19 protein-coding genes and 2 pseudogenes are annotated in these 19,415 nt (G+C 60.2%); 8 read left to right on the plus strand and 13 right to left on the minus strand.

Annotated elements, in window-relative coordinates; translation table 11 throughout:
• Position 1 precedes the first annotated feature (1 nt).
• The 5 genes from RHM58_RS17555 to RHM58_RS17575 are packed head-to-tail and all read left to right on the plus strand — an operon-like array spanning position 2 to position 4,623.
• Positions 2 to 2,005, plus strand: coding sequence for a heme lyase CcmF/NrfE family subunit (locus RHM58_RS17555; protein ID WP_201201815.1), 2,004 nt, complete (start codon positions 2 to 4; stop codon positions 2,003 to 2,005).
• Positions 2,002 to 2,538, plus strand: a complete 537-nt coding sequence (locus tag RHM58_RS17560) for a DsbE family thiol:disulfide interchange protein (RefSeq protein WP_322267788.1) — start codon at positions 2,002 to 2,004, stop codon at positions 2,536 to 2,538. Before RHM58_RS17555 ends, RHM58_RS17560 begins: the two co-directional genes overlap by 4 nt.
• Complete coding sequence (locus RHM58_RS17565) at positions 2,535 to 3,005, plus strand: cytochrome c-type biogenesis protein (RefSeq protein ID WP_201201819.1); 471 nt, start codon at positions 2,535 to 2,537, stop codon at positions 3,003 to 3,005. Before RHM58_RS17560 ends, RHM58_RS17565 begins: the two co-directional genes overlap by 4 nt.
• A complete protein-coding gene (ccmI, locus tag RHM58_RS17570) occupies positions 3,002 to 4,201 on the plus strand; it encodes a c-type cytochrome biogenesis protein CcmI (RefSeq protein ID WP_201256244.1) in 1,200 nt (399 codons plus the stop codon). Before RHM58_RS17565 ends, ccmI begins: the two co-directional genes overlap by 4 nt.
• Positions 4,198 to 4,623 (plus strand): hypothetical protein, encoded by a 426-nt coding sequence (locus tag RHM58_RS17575; RefSeq protein WP_322270861.1) that lies wholly within the window; start codon positions 4,198 to 4,200, stop codon positions 4,621 to 4,623. Before ccmI ends, RHM58_RS17575 begins: the two co-directional genes overlap by 4 nt.
• Positions 4,624 to 4,777: 154 nt before the next feature.
• Here the strand turns inward: RHM58_RS17575 and RHM58_RS17580 are convergent.
• The 5 genes and pseudogenes from RHM58_RS17580 to RHM58_RS17600 form a co-directional block, all read right to left on the minus strand.
• Positions 4,778 to 5,341, minus strand: a pseudogene (locus tag RHM58_RS17580) (PIN domain-containing protein); the annotation flags it as partial.
• Positions 5,342 to 5,348: 7 nt separating this feature from the next.
• Positions 5,349 to 5,816: a helix-turn-helix domain-containing protein gene (locus RHM58_RS17585; protein WP_201201831.1), complete on the minus strand. Its 468-nt coding sequence runs from the start codon at positions 5,814 to 5,816 to the stop codon at positions 5,349 to 5,351.
• 84 nt (positions 5,817 to 5,900) lie between these two features.
• A pseudogene (locus RHM58_RS17590) lies at positions 5,901 to 6,789 on the minus strand (LysR family transcriptional regulator).
• Between the two features lie 141 nt (positions 6,790 to 6,930).
• Entirely contained in the window at positions 6,931 to 7,653 is a 723-nt protein-coding gene (locus tag RHM58_RS17595; protein ID WP_322267789.1) for an SDR family oxidoreductase, read from the minus strand.
• 49 nt (positions 7,654 to 7,702) lie between these two features.
• Positions 7,703 to 8,359, minus strand: a complete 657-nt coding sequence (locus tag RHM58_RS17600; protein WP_322267790.1) for a peroxiredoxin-like family protein — start codon at positions 8,357 to 8,359, stop codon at positions 7,703 to 7,705.
• 223 nt (positions 8,360 to 8,582) lie between these two features.
• On the opposite strand from RHM58_RS17600, the gene RHM58_RS17605 reads away from it, so the two are divergent.
• Positions 8,583 to 8,795, plus strand: a complete 213-nt coding sequence (locus RHM58_RS17605; protein WP_201256247.1) for a type II toxin-antitoxin system HicA family toxin — start codon at positions 8,583 to 8,585, stop codon at positions 8,793 to 8,795.
• Entirely contained in the window at positions 8,795 to 9,199 is a 405-nt protein-coding gene (locus tag RHM58_RS17610; protein ID WP_201201838.1) for a type II toxin-antitoxin system HicB family antitoxin, read from the plus strand. The genes RHM58_RS17605 and RHM58_RS17610 overlap by 1 nt, the downstream gene beginning before the upstream one ends.
• A 78-nt stretch (positions 9,200 to 9,277) precedes the next feature.
• On the opposite strand, the gene RHM58_RS17615 is transcribed toward RHM58_RS17610, so the two are convergent.
• Positions 9,278 to 10,483 carry an MFS transporter gene (locus tag RHM58_RS17615; RefSeq protein ID WP_201201839.1) on the minus strand — a complete coding sequence of 402 codons (1,206 nt, stop codon included), beginning with the start codon at positions 10,481 to 10,483 and terminating at the stop codon, positions 9,278 to 9,280.
• 233 nt (positions 10,484 to 10,716) lie between these two features.
• Here RHM58_RS17615 and RHM58_RS17620 point away from each other — a divergent pair, with 233 nt between their 5' ends.
• Positions 10,717 to 11,346 (plus strand): DUF5666 domain-containing protein, encoded by a 630-nt coding sequence (locus RHM58_RS17620; RefSeq protein ID WP_322267791.1) that lies wholly within the window; start codon positions 10,717 to 10,719, stop codon positions 11,344 to 11,346.
• Between the two features lie 192 nt (positions 11,347 to 11,538).
• Here RHM58_RS17620 and RHM58_RS17625 read toward each other — a convergent pair whose 3' ends face one another.
• From RHM58_RS17625 to hyi, 7 genes are all read right to left on the minus strand, one after another.
• The gene (locus tag RHM58_RS17625) at positions 11,539 to 12,534 is read right to left on the minus strand and encodes a sulfate ABC transporter substrate-binding protein (protein WP_322267792.1); all 996 of its coding nucleotides are present in this window, start codon (positions 12,532 to 12,534) and stop codon (positions 11,539 to 11,541) included.
• Positions 12,535 to 12,675: 141 nt separating this feature from the next.
• Entirely contained in the window at positions 12,676 to 13,500 is an 825-nt protein-coding gene (locus tag RHM58_RS17630) for an ion transporter (protein ID WP_201201842.1), read from the minus strand.
• A 23-nt stretch (positions 13,501 to 13,523) separates the two neighbouring features.
• The gene (locus tag RHM58_RS17635; RefSeq protein ID WP_322267793.1) at positions 13,524 to 14,438 is read right to left on the minus strand and encodes an urea transporter; all 915 of its coding nucleotides are present in this window, start codon (positions 14,436 to 14,438) and stop codon (positions 13,524 to 13,526) included.
• Between the two features lie 174 nt (positions 14,439 to 14,612).
• A complete protein-coding gene (pyk, locus tag RHM58_RS17640) occupies positions 14,613 to 16,028 on the minus strand; it encodes a pyruvate kinase (RefSeq protein WP_201256248.1) in 1,416 nt (471 codons plus the stop codon).
• Positions 16,018 to 17,298 carry a glycerate kinase type-2 family protein gene (locus tag RHM58_RS17645; protein ID WP_201201845.1) on the minus strand — a complete coding sequence of 427 codons (1,281 nt, stop codon included), beginning with the start codon at positions 17,296 to 17,298 and terminating at the stop codon, positions 16,018 to 16,020. Before RHM58_RS17645 ends, pyk begins: the two co-directional genes overlap by 11 nt.
• Positions 17,299 to 17,517: 219 nt before the next feature.
• The gene (locus RHM58_RS17650; RefSeq protein WP_322267794.1) at positions 17,518 to 18,411 is read right to left on the minus strand and encodes a 2-hydroxy-3-oxopropionate reductase; all 894 of its coding nucleotides are present in this window, start codon (positions 18,409 to 18,411) and stop codon (positions 17,518 to 17,520) included.
• Positions 18,412 to 18,620: 209 nt separating this feature from the next.
• Entirely contained in the window at positions 18,621 to 19,403 is a 783-nt protein-coding gene (hyi, locus tag RHM58_RS17655) for a hydroxypyruvate isomerase (protein ID WP_054049422.1), read from the minus strand.
• Positions 19,404 to 19,415 lie beyond the last annotated feature (12 nt).

Genomic DNA, 19,415 nt, shown 5'->3' on the forward strand with positions numbered 1-19,415 from the left:
GATGACGTCTGCAAACTTTATCCCAGGGCTTTTAATACCAGAGCTGGGCCAGTTGGCGATGATCCTGGCGCTGTGTTTCGCGCTGGTTCAAGCCACCGTGCCGTTGCTCGGCGCCTGGCGCGGTGACCGCCTGTGGATGAGCCTCGCTCAGCCTGCGGCCTGGGGCCAGTTCGCCTTTCTGGTCTTCGCCTTCGGTAGCCTGACCTATGCCTTCATGACCGACGACTTCTCCGTCGCGTATGTGGCCAACAACTCCAACAGTGCGTTGCCGTGGTACTACAAGTTCAGCGCGGTGTGGGGCGCCCACGAAGGGTCGTTGCTGCTGTGGGCCTTGATTCTCGGCGGCTGGACCTTCGCGGTGTCGGTGTTCTCCCGGCAGTTGCCGCAAGTCATGCTCGCCCGCGTCCTGGCGGTGATGGGCATGATCAGCGTTGGTTTCCTGCTGTTCCTGATCCTGACCTCGAACCCGTTCGCGCGGATCCTGCCGCAGATTCCGGCGGACGGTCACGACCTCAACCCGTTGCTGCAAGACATTGGCCTGATCGTTCACCCGCCGATGCTGTACATGGGGTACGTCGGTTTCTCCGTGGCGTTCGCTTTCGCCATCGCCGCGCTGCTGGGTGGCCGACTTGATGCGGCGTGGGCGCGCTGGTCGCGTCCATGGACCATCGTCGCCTGGGCCTTCCTCGGTATCGGCATCACGTTGGGCTCCTGGTGGGCCTACTACGAACTCGGCTGGGGCGGCTGGTGGTTCTGGGACCCGGTGGAAAACGCTTCCTTCATGCCTTGGCTGGTGGGTACGGCGCTGATTCACTCGTTGGCGGTCACGGAAAAACGTGGCGTGTTCAAGAGCTGGACCGTGTTGCTGGCTATTGCGGCATTCTCACTGAGTTTGCTGGGGACCTTCCTGGTGCGTTCCGGCGTACTGACCTCGGTTCACGCCTTTGCGTCCGACCCTGAGCGCGGCGTGTTTATCCTGATCTTCCTGCTGTTTGTGGTCGGTGGTTCGCTGACGTTGTTCGCCCTGCGCGCTCCGGTCGTGAAAAGCCATGTAGGCTTCAACCTCTGGTCTCGAGAAACCCTGCTGCTGGGTAACAACCTGGTGCTGGTGGTTGCCGCTTCGATGATCCTGCTCGGCACCTTGTATCCGCTGATTCTCGATGCGATGACCGGCGCCAAGTTGTCGGTCGGTCCGCCGTACTTCAACGCGTTGTTCATTCCGTTGATGGCGTTGCTGATGGTGGTAATGGCCGTCGGTATGCTGGTGCGCTGGAAAGACACCCCGGTCAAATGGCTGGTGGGCATGTTGACCCCGGTGTTGCTCGGCAGCGCCGCATTGGCCGTGGTGGCCGGCGTCGCTTACGGCGACTTCAACTGGGCGGTGATCGCGACGTTCATGCTCGCTGCGTGGGTATTGCTGGCCGGCGTGCGGGACATCCTCGACAAGACTCGCCACAAGGGCTTGATCAAAGGCCTGCCGACCTTGACCCGCAGCTATTGGGGCATGCAGGTCGCGCATTTGGGCATCGCCGTTTGTGCGCTCGGTGTCGTGCTGTCGAGCCAGAACAGTGCTGAGCGTGATTTGCGCCTGGCGCCTGGCGAGTCCATGGACCTGGCCGGTTACCACTTCGTCTTCGAAGGCGCCAAGCACTTCGAAGGGCCGAACTTCACGTCCGACAAGGGCACCATCCGGGTGATCCGCAGCGGTCAGGAAGTCGCTGTGCTGCACCCGGAAAAACGCCTCTATACCGTGCAGAACTCGATGATGACCGAAGCCGGGATCGACGCCGGTTTCACCCGTGACCTCTACGTTGCCCTCGGCGAACCGCTGGGCGATGGCGCCTGGGCCGTGCGCGTGCACGTCAAACCGTTCGTGCGCTGGATCTGGTTCGGCGGCCTGCTGACAGGTTTCGGCGGGTTGCTGGCGGCGCTGGATCGCCGTTATCGGGTCAAGGTGAAAAGCCGCGTGCGTGAAGCGCTGGGCATGACGGGAGCCACTGCATGAGACGTTGGTTGATGCTGTTGCCACTGGCGATTTTCCTGGTGGTGGCTGTTTTCCTGTATCGCGGTCTGTACCTGGACCCGGCCGAGTTGCCCTCGGCCATGATCAACAAGCCGTTCCCGGAGTTTTCCCTGCCAGCGGTGCAGGACGGCAAGACCCTGACCAAGGCTGACGTCGTCGGCAAACCGGCGCTGGTCAACGTCTGGGGCACCTGGTGCATTTCCTGCCGGGTTGAGCACCCGGTGCTGAATAAACTGGCCGAGAAGGGCGTGCTGATCTACGGGATCAACTACAAGGACGTCAACGCCGACGCCTTGAAGTGGCTGGTGGAATTCCACAACCCGTACCAACTCAATGTCCGCGACGACGAAGGCACCCTGGGCCTGAACCTCGGTGTGTATGGCGCTCCGGAAACCTTCTTCATCGACGCCAAGGGCATCATCCGCGACAAGTACGTCGGCGTGATCGACGAACAGGTCTGGCGCGAAAAACTGGCGGCCAAGTATCAGGCGCTGGTCGACGAGGCCAAGCCATGAAGCGCTGGATAGCCGCCGTTGTATTGGGGTTGAGCATGGCCGGCGTGGCACACGCGGCCATCGACACTTACGAGTTCGCCAAAGAAGGCGATCGCGAGCGTTTCCGCGAGTTGACCAAAGAGCTGCGTTGCCCCAAGTGCCAGAATCAGGACATTGCCGATTCCAATGCACCGATTGCCGCTGACCTGCGCAAAGAAATTTTCCGCATGCTCGGCGAGGGTAAGGACAACCAGCAGATCATCGACTTCATGGTGGATCGCTACGGTGATTTCGTCCGCTACAAACCCGCTCTGAACGCCAAGACTGCCTTGCTCTGGTTCGGCCCTGCCGGCCTGTTGCTGGGCGGCTTCGTGGTTATCGCCGTGATCGTCCGCCGTCGTCGCGTGCAACGCGCTGACACCCCGGACGCGCTTTCCGCCGAGGAGCGCGAGCGCCTCGACCACCTGTTGGATAAAAACCAAGAATGATTGATTTCTGGCTCGCTGCAGGTCTGCTACTTCTGGTTGCCCTGAGTTTTCTGTTGATCCCGGTTTTGCGTGTCCGTCGCGCCCAGCTCGAAGAGGATCGTACCGCCCTGAACGTCGCGCTGTATCAAGAGCGCGTGGCTGAGTTGCAGACTCAGCAGGAAGAGGGTGTGCTCGATGCAGCGCAAATGGATAGCGGTCGCGCCGAAGCGGCGCGTGAGTTGCTGGCCGACACTGAAGGCGTCGCGGCGCCGCGAGTGTCTCGTCTGGGTAAATCGTTGCCGTTGCTGGCGGCGATCATGGTGCCGGTGCTGGGCCTTGGGCTCTACCTGCATTTCGGCGCCAGCGATAAGGTCGAGCTGACCCGTGAATTCGCCCAGGCGCCGCAGTCGATGGAAGAAATGACCCGTCGCCTGGAACGCGCGGTCGCTGCTCAACCGGATTCGGCGGAAGGCTTGTACTTCCTCGGTCGCACCTACATGGCTCAGGATCGTCCGGCCGATGCCGCGAAGATTTTCGAGCGCACCGTGAACCTCGCTGGTCGCCAGCCGGAACTGCTCGGGCAATGGGCGCAGGCTCAGTACTTTGCTGATGGCAAGAAGTGGTCCGACAAGATTCAGGCCCTGACCGACGAAGCGCTGAAAGCCGATCCGAAAGAAGTCACCAGCCTTGGCTTGCTCGGCATCGCCGCGTTTGAAGGCGAGCGTTATCAGGACGCCATCGACTACTGGAGTCGCCTGCTGGCGCAACTGCCACCGGAAGACAACTCCCGGGCCGCACTGCAAGGCGGGATTACCCGGGCTACCGAGAAACTCGAAGCCAGCGGCGGCAAAGTTGTCCAGGCGCCTGCCACCAAAGGAGCCTTGCTCAAGGTTCGTGTCGATCTCGCGGCCGACCTGAAAGCCAAGGTTCAACCGGGCGACAGCGTGTTCATCTTCGCCCGCGCCACCTCCGGCCCTCCGGCACCGCTGGCAGCCAAACGCCTGACCGTGGCTGACCTGCCGGCGACCGTCGAGCTGGGCGATGCCGACGCAATGATGCCGCAGTTGAAACTGTCGAACTTCCCTGAAGTCCAACTGGTTGCACGCATCTCCCGCGCCGGCCAACCGACTGCCGGCGAATGGGTCGGTCGCAGCCAGCCTCTGGCCAGCAGCACCACCGCGCCACAAAAACTGACCATCGACAGTCCGGATAAATAACAGAGAAGCAACGCCATGACCGCGCATCGGCTCGTATCACCCTGCTCAGTCTGGTTCTGGGGTTAAGTGCTTGTGCGGTCCATCGGCCTCCTGAACATACATTGCCGCCGATTCCGCCATCGCAGCCCAGCCCGACGCCGTCACCCACACCGACGCCAAGTAAACCGGGCATCCCGGCCAAACCCGCCAAACCCATGCCCCGCACCTCCGCCAGCTTCGCCCCGCCACCGGGGGGCAACAGCCATTGGGATGCGAAGCTCGGCGTCTACGTCCTCGAAGACCAGCCCAACACCTTCTACCGCCAGCGCACCTACTACCGCTGGAACAACGGCTGGAGCCGCTCGATCAGCCCGAACGGGCCATGGGAAGACACCGACATCCATGGCGTGCCGGGCGGATTGGGCAGGCAATTCGGGGAGTAAGCAGAAACGGCGATCTTCGGATCGCCGTTTTGCTGTCTGGAATTCGAAAAGATCGCAGCCTTCGGCAGCTCCTACAGGATCGCGTACGACGTTGATCCACAGGTGTACGCGGCTTTTGCAGGAGCTGGCGAAGCCTGCGATCTTTTGATCTTGCTCAAAGAATGGCGCGGTATTTGGTGAGTGCCTCGACCGAACGGACCAAGCCTTGGCGCAACAGAAGATCAAGATAAGCACCGACTTCCATCGGCGGCATTTTCAATTGTTTACGTTGCCGCTGAGCCGCCGTGACAACGGCTGCCGGGTCCAGATCAAACAGGTTGTCGACGAACTCGTCAGGGTGCTGTGCCTCGACGCCAAAAGGCTCCAATGATGCGCACGGGAAGTCTTTTTGATTGAAGGTCACGATGACGCTGGCGTTGCAGCGAATGGCAGCGGCCAGGACATGGCGGTCATTTATGTCTGGCAGTGTTAACCCGTCAATAAGCGCTTCATGGCCGCAGACACAGGCATCAGGAATCGCCTGGTCCATCAGCTCTGATGTGCGATCGAGTTGCTCCGGCGTCAGGTCCGGACGGTTTTTCAGCAGGCTTCGTTTCCATTCGTTATGTATCTCCAATGACCATCGCGCCCGAAAACGTCCTGATAGCGCAAGCCACATCAGGAAGTCTCTCAAGGGAGCGGGGTACAAAACACATGCGTCATATACAGCGGTAAAAGGGAGTGCCTCACTCGTATCCTGTCCTTAACGCTTGTGCTTGCTCGGCGAGAAGCGTCATTGCTTGCTCGCTGGCGGTGTCGCGCCGGTTTTTATAATCCATCAAATCGGCAAAGCGCACACGTCGGTGCTTGCCGGTTTTGTGGTAGGACAACTCGCCGGACTCCAGTAGTTTGATCAGGTGCGGACGTGAGACGTTGAGCAGGTCGGCGGCTTCCTGGGTGGTCAGTTCCGCGTGAACCGGGACGACCTTGACCGCATTGCCCTCGGCCAATGCGGCCAGGATGTCGAGCAGTAACCGAAGGGCTGATGTGGGCAATTCGACGCTGTGAGCTTCATTCTGCTCATCGAAAATCTGGATGCGCTGGGTTTCGAATTGAGTCGCGAGATAGGCGGCGAGGGCGCGCTGGCCTTCAATAGCGGCCTGAACTTCGCGGGCTATGGGCAGGTTGATCGGTGGATGGATGACTAAGGACATGATGGTTTCCAACATTCTGAGCAAGCGATGCTGAAAGGCTATTCGAATCAAACGAAAATCGCAATAAACGAAAAAAGGCCCTGTTTAAGACTCTTTTGCCAGCAAGACCTGGACGTAATCCACAAACGCCCGAGCCTTGGCACTGGCCATCCTCCCCGTCGGAAACACCGCCCATAGGTCCTGATTCGGCAAAACCCAATCGCTCATCACTTCCACGACCGCACCATTGGCCAACTCCGGCGCAAACATCCATTCCGACGCCATGGTCAGCCCTAGATGCGCCAGCACTGATTCACGCAACCCTTCGGCGGCGTTGACGCGGATTCGGCCACTGATGATCACCGGTTGTTCTTCGCCGGCTTTCTTGAACTGCCAATTGGTGCCGCCGCCCTGGCTGTAAACGACGGCTTGGTGTTTGGTCAGGTCGACAGGGCAGGTGGGTTCGCCGTGTTTTTCGAAGTACGCCGGTGTGCCCAGCACCACGCGCCGGCATTCGGCGATCTTGCGGGCGGTCAAGCCGGAATCGCTCAAGATGCCCATGCGCAGGGCAACGTCGACGCCTTCTTCCACCAGATTGATGTTGCGGTCGTCGAGCATCAGGTCGATGTTCAACTCCGGGTTCTGATCAAGAAACGGCCCCAGGTGCGGCACGATGTGTTGCCGGCCGAAGGTGACGGCAGCGCAGATCCGCAGATTGCCGGTCAGCCTCCTCGGCGGCGCCGCGAGCGGCGTTGTCGGCCTCGTCGGCTTCTTCGATGGCGCGTTTGGCCCTGTCGAAAAACGCCAGCCCGGCTTCGGTCGGGGTCAGGCCGCGGGTCGAGCGCAACAGCAGTCGTACGGCGAGTCGGGTTTCCAGTTGCGCGATGGTTTTCGAGACGGCGGGCTGGCCGATATTCAGGCGTCGGGCTGCCGCGGAAAACGAGCCGGTTTCGACCACGTAGACGAAGGTTTCCATTGCGCCGAGGCGGTCCATCTTGAGTCCTTGTGAAGATCAAATGTGGGGGCGAGCTTGCTCGCGATAGCGGTCTGACATTCAGCATTGATACTGACTGTTATGGTCTCATCGCGAGCAAGCTCGCTCCCACAGTGGATTGATGTTGTCTGAAAAAACTCATCAGAACGCGGCTTTGCCGATCGAAGCGCCACCATCGACAAACAGCGTTTGCCCGGTGATGAACCCACTCTGTTCGGACAACAAAAAGGCAATCGCAGCGGCGATCTCTTCCGGTTGCCCCAGCCGGCCCATCGGCACGCCGGCCAGATAGCGGGCTTCACCTTCGCTGCCGATCGGGTTGTTGGCGCGGAACAGTTCGGTTTCGGTAGGGCCCGGGGCCACGGCGTTGACCGTGATCCCGGTTTGCGCCAGTTCCAGCGCCCAGGAGCGGGTGAAACTGATCAGCGCCGCTTTCGCCGCCGCATACGCCGTGCGCTGGGTAATCCCGAGCACCGTCAGACTGGAAATGTTCACCACCCGACCCCAGCCTTTGGCGCGCATGTTTGGCAGCAGTGTCTGCGTCGCTTGCAGGGCTGAATGCAGGTTGACCCGCATCACGTCATCGAAGGTGTCGAGGTCGATTTCGCCGAAGACCTCGAGCGCGCGAACCAGACCGACGTTGTTCACTAGTCCATCGAACTCATACGTCCTGGCCAGATCCGCCAACACTTCCTGGGTCAGTACTCGGTCGCTCAGGTCCAGTGGAAACAGAATGCCGGGGAATGTCAGGTCCGGTGTGCGGGCAATCCCGACCACGCGATGACCCGCACGGTCCAGATGCTCGGCCACCGCACGACCGATGCCTTTGCTGGCGCCGGTGATGAGAAAGGTACGTCGGGTCATGGGAACTCCTTCAAAGAACATGCCGCGGGTCAGGCGGCACGTGATCGGTTCAGCCGCGAATCGCATCCAGCATCGCTTCCGGCTCTGGTCGCTGAGTGTAATCCGGGTTGACCTCGGCGTAACGAATCACGCCATCCCGACCGATCACATAACGCGCCGGCATCGGCAGGGTCCAGGACGGATCGTCGTTAAACGTCGGCAGGTCATTGCGCAGGTTCTTGTACAACTCGATCAAATAATCCGGCAATTCGAAACGCAGGCCAAAGGCCTCCGCCACGTCGTTGTGGGTGTCGCTCAGAATCGGAAACGCCAGGCCATTGGTGCGCAGCGATTTGCGGCTGTTGGCGGCGATTTGCGGCGAGATTGCCACAAGGTTAGCCCCGGCCTCCTGCAAGGTCGGCAGGAAGGCCTGAAGGGCTTGCAGCTCCATGTTGCAGTACGGGCACCAGACGCCACGGTAAAACGTCAGCACCAACGGACCTTCGGCCAGCAGATCGGCAGAGGACACGGGTTTGCCGTCGGGATCCTTGAGGGTAAACAACGGCGCTTTGTCCCCGACTTTCAGCGCTTTGTCCGCCGCGCCGGACGCAATCAGTTCAGCGGTGGCACGCTCCATGATCGGATGGATTTCGGCCGGAGCGTTGTAGGGCGGTTTCCCGGCCTTGAAATCGGCTTTGAAGGCATCGAGTTTTGCTTGCAGGGTCATGATCGTAATCCTTGGTGGGGAGGCCGGTTAGCTGGGATCGATGGTGACCTTGTGCGGGTGAGGGCGGAACGCGGGTGGGGGGCATAGGATTCATTCTTGGGAAGAATGGCCTGCCCTTAATCACACTCTGTAAAACAACCGGACGTCGTGCTTTCCATTTTTGTGCTTGAGTAAAGATAACTCTGGAGTTACTTTTGTCTGGGTCAAAGCAAGGAGGCTGTTGGTGCAAAGCAGGTTATTGATCAAGGAACTGGAGGAGGCGGGCTGGACACTGGATCGGGTCACTGGCAGTCATCACATTTTCACTCACCGTTATAACCCGTACACGATTCCCGTCCCGCACCCGAAAAAGGATTTACCGATCGGGACGGTTAAAAGCATCAGGAGGCGAGCCGGGCTGTATTGCCCGCTAGCCAGCTACGCAGGAGATCCATAATGCAATATCCAATCTGTATCGAGTGGGGCGACGAGAACACCGCCATCGGTATTCAGATCCCCGATATTCCAGGCGCGGTAACCGCCGGGGATACGTTTGAAGACGCCTATAACGCGGCAGTCGAGATAGCCCACATCATGCTGCAGGAGATGGCGGCTGATGGGGAGCCGATTCCAATGCCGACTTCCGCGGCCGCGCACCGCGGCAATCCCGAGTTTGCCAACATGGGCTGGGGAATGCTGGAGTTGGACATCGCGCCGTACATGGGCAAAACCGAGAAGGTCAATGTGACGCTGCCGGGGTACGTGATTCAACGCATTGACCGTTATGTGCGTGAGCACAACGTCAAAAGCCGCTCCTCCTTTCTGGCGGATGCGGCGATGGAGAAGTTGGTTCGTCACTGAGAGCCGACAGTCACATCGTATTCGCGGGCAAGCCCCACTCCCGTAGGAGCGAGGCTTGCCCGCGAAGCTTCTAGCGATTTATGCCGTTGCCAGGGAAGGTTCTTTTGAAACGCTCAAGAATCGCAACAACGCCAACAGCGGAAACGCGCTGCCGACAATCACGATCCACAACCAGCCGCCGTGTTCATACACCGCACTGGCCACCGACGAACCGAAGGCGCCGCCGATGAAGATGCTGGTCATGTACAGCGCATTCAAGCGGCTGCGGCTTTTGGCGTCGAGGGCGTAGACCGCGCGTTGGCCCAGGACCATGTTCATCTGCACGCAGAAGTCGAGCACCACGCCGGTGACGGCCAGGCCGATGACGCTGTAGAGCGGGTGGATGAAGGCCGGCAGGAAGCTCAGGCTGGCGAATATCAGGGCCAGCAGTGAGGCTTTGCGGGTGTGCCCGGCGTCGGCCAGTCGACCGGCAATCGGTGCGGCGATGGCACCGATGGCACCGACCAGGGCGAAGATCGCGATCTGGGTTTGGCTCAAACCGTGGTTACGCGCCAGTTCCAGCGGCACCGCGGTCCAGAACAGGCTGAAGGTGGCGAACATGCAACCCTGGTAAAACGCTCGCTGGCGCAAGACTGGTTGTTGACGCAACAGCGTCCACAGCGAGCCGAGCAACTGACCATAAGAAGCGCTGTGATCAGGCTGGCGCTTGGGAATGGTCAACGCCAGCACGATACTGATCGCCGCCATCAACGCTGCCGCAATGATGAACATCGCCCGCCAGCCGAAGTGGTCAGCCACCAAGCTCGACACCGGACGCGCCAACAAAATACCCAGCAGCAAACCGCCCATGATCCCGCCGACCACTCGACCGCGAGACTCTTCCGGCGCCAGGTGTGCGGCCAACGGAATCAGGATCTGCACCGACACCGAACTGAAGCCCACCAGCAACGAGATCAGCAGAAACACATTCGGTTGATCGGTGAACGCTGCACCCAGCAGGCTGGCAATCGCCACCAGCGTGGTGATGATCATCAACTTGCGGTTTTCCAGCAGATCACCCAGCGGCACCAGAAAGAACAGGCCCAGCGCATAACCAATCTGGGTCAGTGACACGATGAAACTGGCCATGGTGCTGGTCAGGCCGATGTCCGGTGCGATCAGGCCGATGATTGGTTGGGCGTAATAGATGTTGGCAACGATGGCGCCGCAGCAGAAGGCGAACAACATCACCATGCCTTTGGTCATTGTCACGGCGCTGTGGGGCGCCTGAGTCGCTGGGTTCATAACGTGTCTCGCTAAACAGGAGGAATGCGCGAAGGCTAAGGGGCTGACCGAAACGGCGGAAGAGGGATTGGAGTGATAGTAATCATTCCGTTGCGGAATGAGTGACGGACGACTGCGATGTCCATCGATGAACCTTGCGTCAAAACAGTGAGGCTGATGATACATTCACTTACATCTTGTTCGATAGCGTGCTTATGTTCTCTCTTCACGTTTCATAACCGGAAGCCACTTCCATGAATGCGATGTTCCGTCACCTGATTCGCAGCGCCTCAGCGATTACGCTGGTCACCTTATTCTCGGCAGGACTGGCTCAGGCGGACGACGCTCCGGGCCTGCGCATAGGCGTGCGCGGCGAGATTACCGGCGTCAATGCCGATACCCTGAAGGTTCACACCAAAAGCGGCGAAAACGTGGTCATCACCCTGACCAAGGACACCAAAGTCCGAGCCGTGACCCTGGCCAATATCGAAGACATCAAACCCGGTAGCTACATCGGCTCGGCCGCCATTCCCCAGGATGACGGCACCCTCAAGGCACTCGAAGTCCACGTCTTCCCACCGGAACTGGCGGGCAGCGGCGACGGCCATCGGCCCTTCGACCTGGCCAAGGGCAGCAGCATGACCAATGGCAGCGTTGGCGATCTGGTGGTCAGCAATGGCCGCACCTTGACCGTTAACTACAAGGGCGGCCAGCAGAAGATTCTGGTGCCGGAAGACGTGCCGATCGTCAACCTGATGCCGGGGGATCGCACTTTGTTGAAGGTTGGCGTGAAGATCGTGACGTTTGTGACCCAAAGTGCGGACGGGACGCTGACGGCTCAATCCATCTCTGCGGGTAAGGATGGCGTTACACCGCCGATGTAACGACTTGCCGAAATCCCTGTGGGAGCGGGCTTGCTCGCGAAGGCGGCTTCACATTCAACAGAGATGTCTACTGAGACACCGCTTTCGCGAGCAAGCCCGCTCCCACAGGGGATCTTCGGTGAACACAAATTTACTGTTTGGCCACAAAAAAAGGCGACCTCCGCAGGTCGCCTTTTCATTGAGCCTTAGCCTTTACTGCGCATAAATCTGATCAAAAATCCCACCATCATTGAAGTGGGTCTTCTGCACGGTGCGCCAGTCACCAAAGGTCTTCTCTACCGAAAGGAAATCAACCTTCGGGAAACGATCGGTGTACTTGGCCAAAACCGCCGGGTCTCGCGGACGCAGGTAGTTTGCCGCTGCAATCTCCTGACCTTCCGGCGACCACAAGTACTTCAGGTATTCGTCAGCAGCGGCGCGAGTGCCTTTTTTGTCGACGACTTTATCGACGACAGATACCGGCGGCTCAGCCTCGGCGGAAACACTTGGGTAGATCACTTCAAACTGGTCACGGCCAAACTCGCGGGCAATCATTTCCGCTTCGTTTTCGAAGGTCACCAGCACGTCGCCGATCTGGTTGGTCATGAAGGTCGTCGTGGCTGCACGGCCGCCGGTGTCCAGCACGGGCGCCTGTTTGAACAGTTTGCCGACAAAGGCTTTGGCCTTTTCGTCATCGCCGCCATTCTTCAGCACGTAACCCCAGGCCGAGAGGTAGGTGTAGCGGCCGTTGCCCGAGGTTTTCGGGTTCGGCACGATCACTTGCACACCGTCCTTGAGCAGGTCGGGCCAGTCTTTCAGGGCTTTCGGGTTGCCTTTGCGGACGATGAACACGGTGGCCGAGGTGAACGGCGCGCTGTTGTTTGGCAGGCGGGTGACCCAGTTGTCCGGAACCAGTTTGCCGTTGTCTGCCAAGGCGTTGATGTCGGTGGCCATGTTCATGGTGATGACGTCAGCCGGCAGGCCATCGATGACCGAACGTGCCTGTTTGCTCGAGCCGCCGAAAGACATCTGCAGGGTGATGTTTTCGTTGTGCTTGGCTTGCCAGTGTTTCTGGAACGCAGTGTTGTAGTCCTTGTAGAAATCGCGCATCACGTCGTAGGAAACGTTGAGCAGGGTCGGTGCGGCCTGAGCCACGCTGGTCAATGCCAGGCCAGCGGCCAGAAGTGAGGCGCCAAAGAGTTTTTTCACTGCGCATTCCTTGTTCTGGTAGGCGCAGCCTTCGGCAGCTCCTACAGGTTATTTTTCAGTCATTGAAGAGGTGTTGCCACCGTTTTGCCAGCGACTATAGCCGGGCACGCATAGTCCTTTAAAGATTAAAAAGCTCTTTGCTTATTCCAGTTTTGTAAACAACGCATTACCACACCGCGAGCAAAACGCGGCACTGGGTTCGTGGCTGTTTTTCTTGCACACCGGACAGTCGTGTTGCTGTTGTTCGCCGCGCATCGCACTGGCCAGTTCAGCGGTAAAGATCCCGGTCGGGACCGCGATGATCGAGTAACCGGTGATCATCACCATCGACGAGATGATTTGCCCCAGCACGGTTTTCGGCACGATGTCGCCGTAGCCGACGGTGGTCAAGGTCACGATAGCCCAGTAGATGCCTTTCGGGATGCTGGTGAAGCCATGTTCCGGGCCTTCGACCACATACATCAAGGTGCCGAACACGGTCACCAAGGTGCAGACGCCGAGCAGGAAGACGAGGATTTTCTGCTTGCTGCCACGCAGGGCATCGAGCAGGTAATGGGCCTGTTTCAGGTAGGGGCTGAGCTTGAGCACCCGGAAAATCCGCAGCATCCGAATGATCCGGATGATCAGCAGGTACTGTGCATCGCTGTAGTACAACGCGAGGATGCCGGGCACGATCGCCAGCAAATCCACCAGCCCGTAAAAGCTGAACGCGTAACGCAGCGGCTTGGGCGAGCAGTAGAGGCGCAGGATGTACTCACCCAGAAAGATGACCGTGAACCCCCACTCGATGCACGCCAGTACGTCGGCGTAGTTCTGATGAACCGCGTCAATGCTGTCGAGGATCACGATCACCAGGCTGGCGAGGATGATCAGCAGCAACGTGCTGTCAAAGCGCCGGCCAGCTACCGTGTCGGTCTGGAAAATCATCACGTACAGGCGATTGCGCCACGTGTCGTTGCCGTTCATTCGAATCGCCCTGAGCATGAAAATCAGCGCAGCCTAGGGTTATTCTCCCCGGTAGCGCAAGGCGCAGTGTCTTTGGCGGCCCCACGCAGTACGCGAATGCCGGCACGGATCAGCCAGCAAGCGAGGATGAACGGCGCGGTCAGCGTGGCCAGGCCTATCGCGGCGAAACCCGGCGTCAGCATCATCGCCAGCACAATGCCCAGCAGCGGCAGCCAGGGTTGGCGGCGGACCTGGCTGAAGGCGAGGGCGGCTAGCACCGGGTTATAGCTGCTCAAGCCTGACAATGCGCTGGAAGTTTCGTGATGCAACAGAGCGAAGCCCAGACCCGCCAGCGAACCCAGCAACGCCCAGCAAAACCCACGCCGGTCGGCGATCAGCAAACCTGCGGCAATCAGCGCACCCGCCAGCGGATGCCCGAGAAACATCACCTGACCCAAGCCTTTTAATGAAGCGGCGATCACGTTGAGGGTGTTCATTTCAATCAGCGGCGCCGGGTGCTGGGGCGCAGCAAACGCGAGCAGCATCCAGCTCAGGCCAACGAACGGTGCGGTGTAGGCCGGCAGGCACTGATGATCACGGCAGCGCTTGAGCCATTGCTCGGTGAGCATCGCACTCAGGCCACCGCAGGCGATGATCAGCGGCGGCAACATGGCGGACCAGGGGAAATACAGGCTCAGCAACAGGCCGAGCAACACGCCGTTATAGCTGAACAGCCCGGCCTGACGATCAGCCTTGGCGTAGCCGCGACGTTGCGCGGTCAGCAACCCCGCGACCCCGCCCAGCAGCGCACCGCCGAGCAGGAGCGGCGCGGTAAAAAGAATCGCCAACAGGCACAGCAGGCCACACAGCGGATGGCGCTGGAGGAAGATCTGACTGAAACCGTTGAGCAGGGCAGTGGCCCAGTCGGGGCAGTGGGTGTTGAAGTGGTTGGCAGGCATGAAAGTAAATACCAGGGACTTGCACAAAACCCTGTGGCGAGGGGTTTACCCCCGTTGGGCTGCGAAGCGGCCCCAAATCGGCGAATGCGGTTTCTCTGTGAAAACCATCATGCCAAACAGACGACTGCTGCGCAGCCGAGCGGGAGCAAGCTCCCTCGCCACAAAGGTTGTTTTTTAGATCAGAGTCTCGATGCGCAAAGAGTTAGTCGACCCCGGCTGCCCAAACGGCACGCCCGCGGTGATCAACAACGTGTCGCCACGCTTGGCCATGCCTTGCGCCTGCGCAATCTCCAGCGCCGTCGAGCAGACTTCATCCACTTGGCGCAGCCGATCATTGACCACCGAGTGCACGCCCCACGCCACGGTCAGGCGGCGAGCGGTTTGCAGGTTGGGCGTCAGGTTCAGGATCGGCACGGTCGGCCGTTCCCGCGCGGCACGCAGGCTCGACGTCCCGGACTCGCTGTAGTTCACCAGCACCGCCACCGGCAGCACGTTACTGATGCGCCGGATCGCGCAGCTGATCGCATCGGAAACAGTCGCTTCAGCCTTAGGTCGGCTCACGTCCAGTTGCGCCTGATAGTCCGGACCATTTTCCACCTGGCGAATGATCTTGCTCATCATCTGCACGGCTTCCAGCGGGTATTCGCCGGATGCGGTTTCTGCCGACAGCATCACCGCATCCGCACCTTCAGCCACGGCGTTGGCAACGTCAGTCACCTCGGCGCGAGTCGGCGCCGGGGAGAAGCGCATCGACTCCAGCATCTGGGTCGCTACGACCACCGGCTTACCGAGTTCGCGGCAAACGGTGATGATGTTCTTCTGAATCTGCGGCACGCTCTCGGCCGGCACTTCCACGCCCAAATCACCGCGAGCCACCATGATCGCGTCGCTCAATTCGGCGATTTCCCGCAGTTGCGTGACCGCCGACGGTTTCTCGATCTTGGCCATCAAAAACGCTTTGTCACCGATCAACGCGCGGGCTTCTTGAATGTCTTCCGGACGCTGCACGAACGACAGCGCGACCCAGTCCACGCCCAGCTCCAGACCGAAGCTCAAATCGCGACGATCCTTGGCGGTCAGCGGGCTGAGGTCGAGCACCGCTTGCGGCACGTTCACGCCTTTACGATCTGACAGTTCTCCGCCATTGAGCACGGTGGTGTCGATCGCGTCGGAGTACTTGGTGACTACGCGCAGACGCAACTTGCCGTCGTCCAGCAGCAGGTCCATGCCCGGCTCCAGCGCAGCGATGATTTCCGGGTGCGGCAGGTTGACCCGGCGTTCGTCGCCCGGGGTCGGGTCGAGGTCCAGGCGCAGGGCCTGGCCGCGATGCAGTTGCACCTTGCCGCCGGCAAACTTGCCGACCCGCAGTTTCGGGCCTTGCAGGTCCATCAGAATCCCGAGCGGGTAATTCAGTTGGCGCTCGACTTCACGAATCCACTGATAGCGCTGGGCATGGTCAGCGTGATCGCCGTGGCTGAAATTCAGCCGGAAGATATTGACCCCGGCCTGCACCAGTTCGCGGATGTCATCGATCCCGTCGGTGGCAGGGCCGAGGGTGGCGAGGATTTTGACCTTTTTATCAGGCGTCATGGTGTGTGCTCTCGAGAATCAGGATGGCGCGGAAGTCGTTGACGTTGGTGCGCGTCGGTTCGGTGACGATCAGGGCGTCCAGCGCCTCGAAATAGCCGTAGCCATTGTTGTTGTCCAACTCGTCGCTGGCGCTCAAACCGAGGGCGGCGGCGCGGGCGTAGCTGTCCGGGGTCATGATCGCGCCGGCGTTGTCTTCGGAGCCGTCAATGCCGTCAGTGTCACCGGCCAGGGCGTAGACGCCGGGCAGGCCTTTGAGGCTGTCGGTCAGGCTCAGCAGGAATTCGGCGTTGCGCCCGCCGCGACCATTGCCGCGCACGGTGACCGTGGTTTCGCCGCCGGAAAGAATCACGCACGGCGCCGCCAATGGCTGGCCATGCAGGACGATCTGCCGCGCGATGCCGGCGTGGACTTTCGCCACTTCCCGGGATTCGCCTTCCAGGTCACCGAGGATCAGCGGACTGAAACCGGCCTGACGGCACTTCACCGCCGCCGCTTCCAGGGATTGCTGCGGACGAGCGATCAATTGGAAATGACTGCGGGCCAGGCTCGGGTCGCCTGGTTTGACGGTTTCCGATTCCGGGCTTTGCAGCCAGGTGCGCACCGAGGCCGGGACTTCGATGCTGTAGCGCTTTAGGATCGCCAGGGCTTCGGCCGAGGTACTCGGGTCGGCCACGGTCGGGCCGGAGGCGATGACGGTGGCGAGGTCGCCCGGTACATCGGAAATCGCGTAGGTATAAACAGTGGCGGGCCAGCAGGCTTTGCCGAGACGGCCGCCCTTGATCGCCGAGAGGTGCTTGCGCACGCAGTTCATCTCGCCGATGGTCGCGCCGGATTTGAGCAGGGCTTTGTTGATGGATTGCTTGTCGGCGAGGGTAATTCCCGCCGCCGGAAGTGCGAGTAGCGCAGAGCCGCCGCCGGAGAGCAGGAAGATCACGCGGTCGTCTTCGGTCAGGTTGCTGACCAGTTCCAGCACGCGTTTGGCCACGGCCAGACCGGCCGCATCCGGCACCGGGTGCGCGGCTTCGACCACTTCGATTTTTTCGCACGGGGCGCCGTGGCCGTAGCGGGTCACCACTAAGCCTGAGACTTCACCCTGCCAGCAACGCTCGACCACTTGGGCCATGGCCGCTGCGGCTTTGCCGGCGCCGATGACGATCACGCGACCGCTACGATCTTTGGGTAAATGGGCTTCGAGGACTTGTTGCGGATGGGCCGCGTCGATGGCTGTGGCAAACAGCTCGCGCAGCAGATGTTGCGGATCGACCGACATGGCGGGCTCCCGGAATTCTTGTTATTTGAAGGGTAACTCGGCCCCCTGTGGGAGCGGGCCCTGTGGCGAGGGGCTTGCCCCCGTTTGAGTGCGTAGCACTCACAAAATCTTTAATGCGTCAGAGATTTCGGGGCAGCTTCGCAGCCCAACGGGGTGGTGCGGCATTCCGACAAGCCCCCTCACCACAGGTCGCTCCTACAGGGGAGCGGGGGGTAAGGCTTACTTCTTATCGCGAATCGAGAAATTCGCCATGTGTTCCAGGCCTTTGATCAGCGCCGAGTGATCCCAGTTGCTGCCACCGATGGCCGCGCAGGTGCTGAACACTTGCTGGGCGTTGGCGGTGTTCGGCAGGTTGATGTTCAGTTCGCGGGCACCTTGCAGGGCCAGGTTCAGGTCCTTCTGGTGCAGGCTGATGCGGAAGCCTGGGTCGAAGGTGCCTTTGATCATGCGATCACCGTGCACTTCGAGGATCTTCGACGAAGCAAAACCGCCCATCAGCGCTTCACGAACCTTGGCTGGATCGGCACCGTTTTTCGAGGCGAACAGCAGGGCTTCAGCGACAGCCTGGATGTTCAGCGCAACGATGATCTGGTTCGCCACTTTCGCGGTTTGACCGTCGCCATTGCCACCGACCAGGGTGATGTTCTTGCCCATGGCCTGGAACAGCGGCAAGGCGCGTTCGAAGGCATCGGCATCGCCGCCGATCATGATGCTCAGGCTCGCAGCCTTGGCGCCCACTTCACCGCCGGACACTGGCGCGTCGAGGTACTGGGCGCCTTTTTCGTTGATCTTGGCGGCGAAAGCTTTGGTAGCGGTTGGCGAGATCGAGCTCATGTCGATCACCACTTTGCCTTTGCCAACACCGGCGGCGATGCCGTCAGCGCGGAACAGCACGTCTTCGACCTGCGGGGTATCCGGCACCATGATGATGATGAATTCGGCTTCCTGGGCGACTTCTTTCGGGTTGGCCAAGGCGATGGCGCCACCGGCAACCAGGTCAGCCGGGGCGGGGTCGTGGTGCGCCGACAGGAACAGGCTGTGACCGGCTTTCTGCAGGTTCAACGCCATTGGGTGGCCCATGATGCCGGTGCCGATAAATCCGATTTTAGCCATGAGAAAATCCTCTTGTTTTTGTTTGGCTCCCGGCTCTGGACCGATGAGCTCTTTGTGGCGAGGGGGCTTGCCCCCGTTGGGTCGCGAAGCGGCCCCAAATGTGTTTTTGCGGTCAGTCAGATAGAACACATGTGCAGGTTTTGCGACTGCTTCGCAGCCGAACGGGGGCAAGCCCCTCGCCACACAAGCTCGCTCCCACAGGTTCCGTGTCAAATTGCGTTATGGGTTTTCAACCAGCCCAGACCCGCTTCAGTGGTGGTCAGCGGCTTGTATTCACAACCAACCCAACCCTGATAACCAATGCGGTCCAAGTGTTCGAACAGGAAGCGGTAGTTGATTTCACCGGTGCCCGGTTCATTGCGCCCTGGGTTGTCCGCCAACTGCACGTGGTTGATCTCGCCCAGGTGCGATTGCAGGGTGCGGGCCAGGTCGCCTTCCATGATTTGCATGTGGTAGATGTCGTATTGCAGGAACAGGTTGGCGCTGCCGACCTGTTCGCGAATCGACAGGGCTTGCGCGGTGTTGTTCAGGTAGAAACCCGGGATGTCGCGAGTGTTGATCGCTTCCATCACCAGTTTGATACCCGCCGCTTGCAGCTTGTCGGCCGCGTACTTGAGGTTGCTGACGAAGGTTTTTTCCACGGTGGCGTCATCGACGTTTTGTGGACGAATCCCGGCCAGGCAGTTGATCTGGGTGTTGCCCAGCACTTTGGCGTAAGCGATTGCCAGGTCGACCCCGGCGCGGAACTCTTCGACCCGATCCGGCAGGCACGCGATACCGCGTTCGCCCTTGGCCCAGTCACCGGCCGGCAGGTTGAACAGCACCTGAGTCAGACCGTTGGCGTCGAGCTTGGCCTTGATCTCGGCGGAGCTGAAGTCGTAAGGGAACAGGTATTCGACACCACTGAAACCGGCCTTGGCGGCCGCTTCAAAACGGGCAAGAAAATCCTGTTCGGTGAACAGCATGGACAGGTTGGCTGCGAAACGCGGCATGGTGGTCTCCCG

Source organism: Pseudomonas sp. 10S4 (assembly GCF_034344865.1).
In the GTDB taxonomy this organism is placed as follows: Bacteria; Pseudomonadota; Gammaproteobacteria; order Pseudomonadales; family Pseudomonadaceae; genus Aquipseudomonas.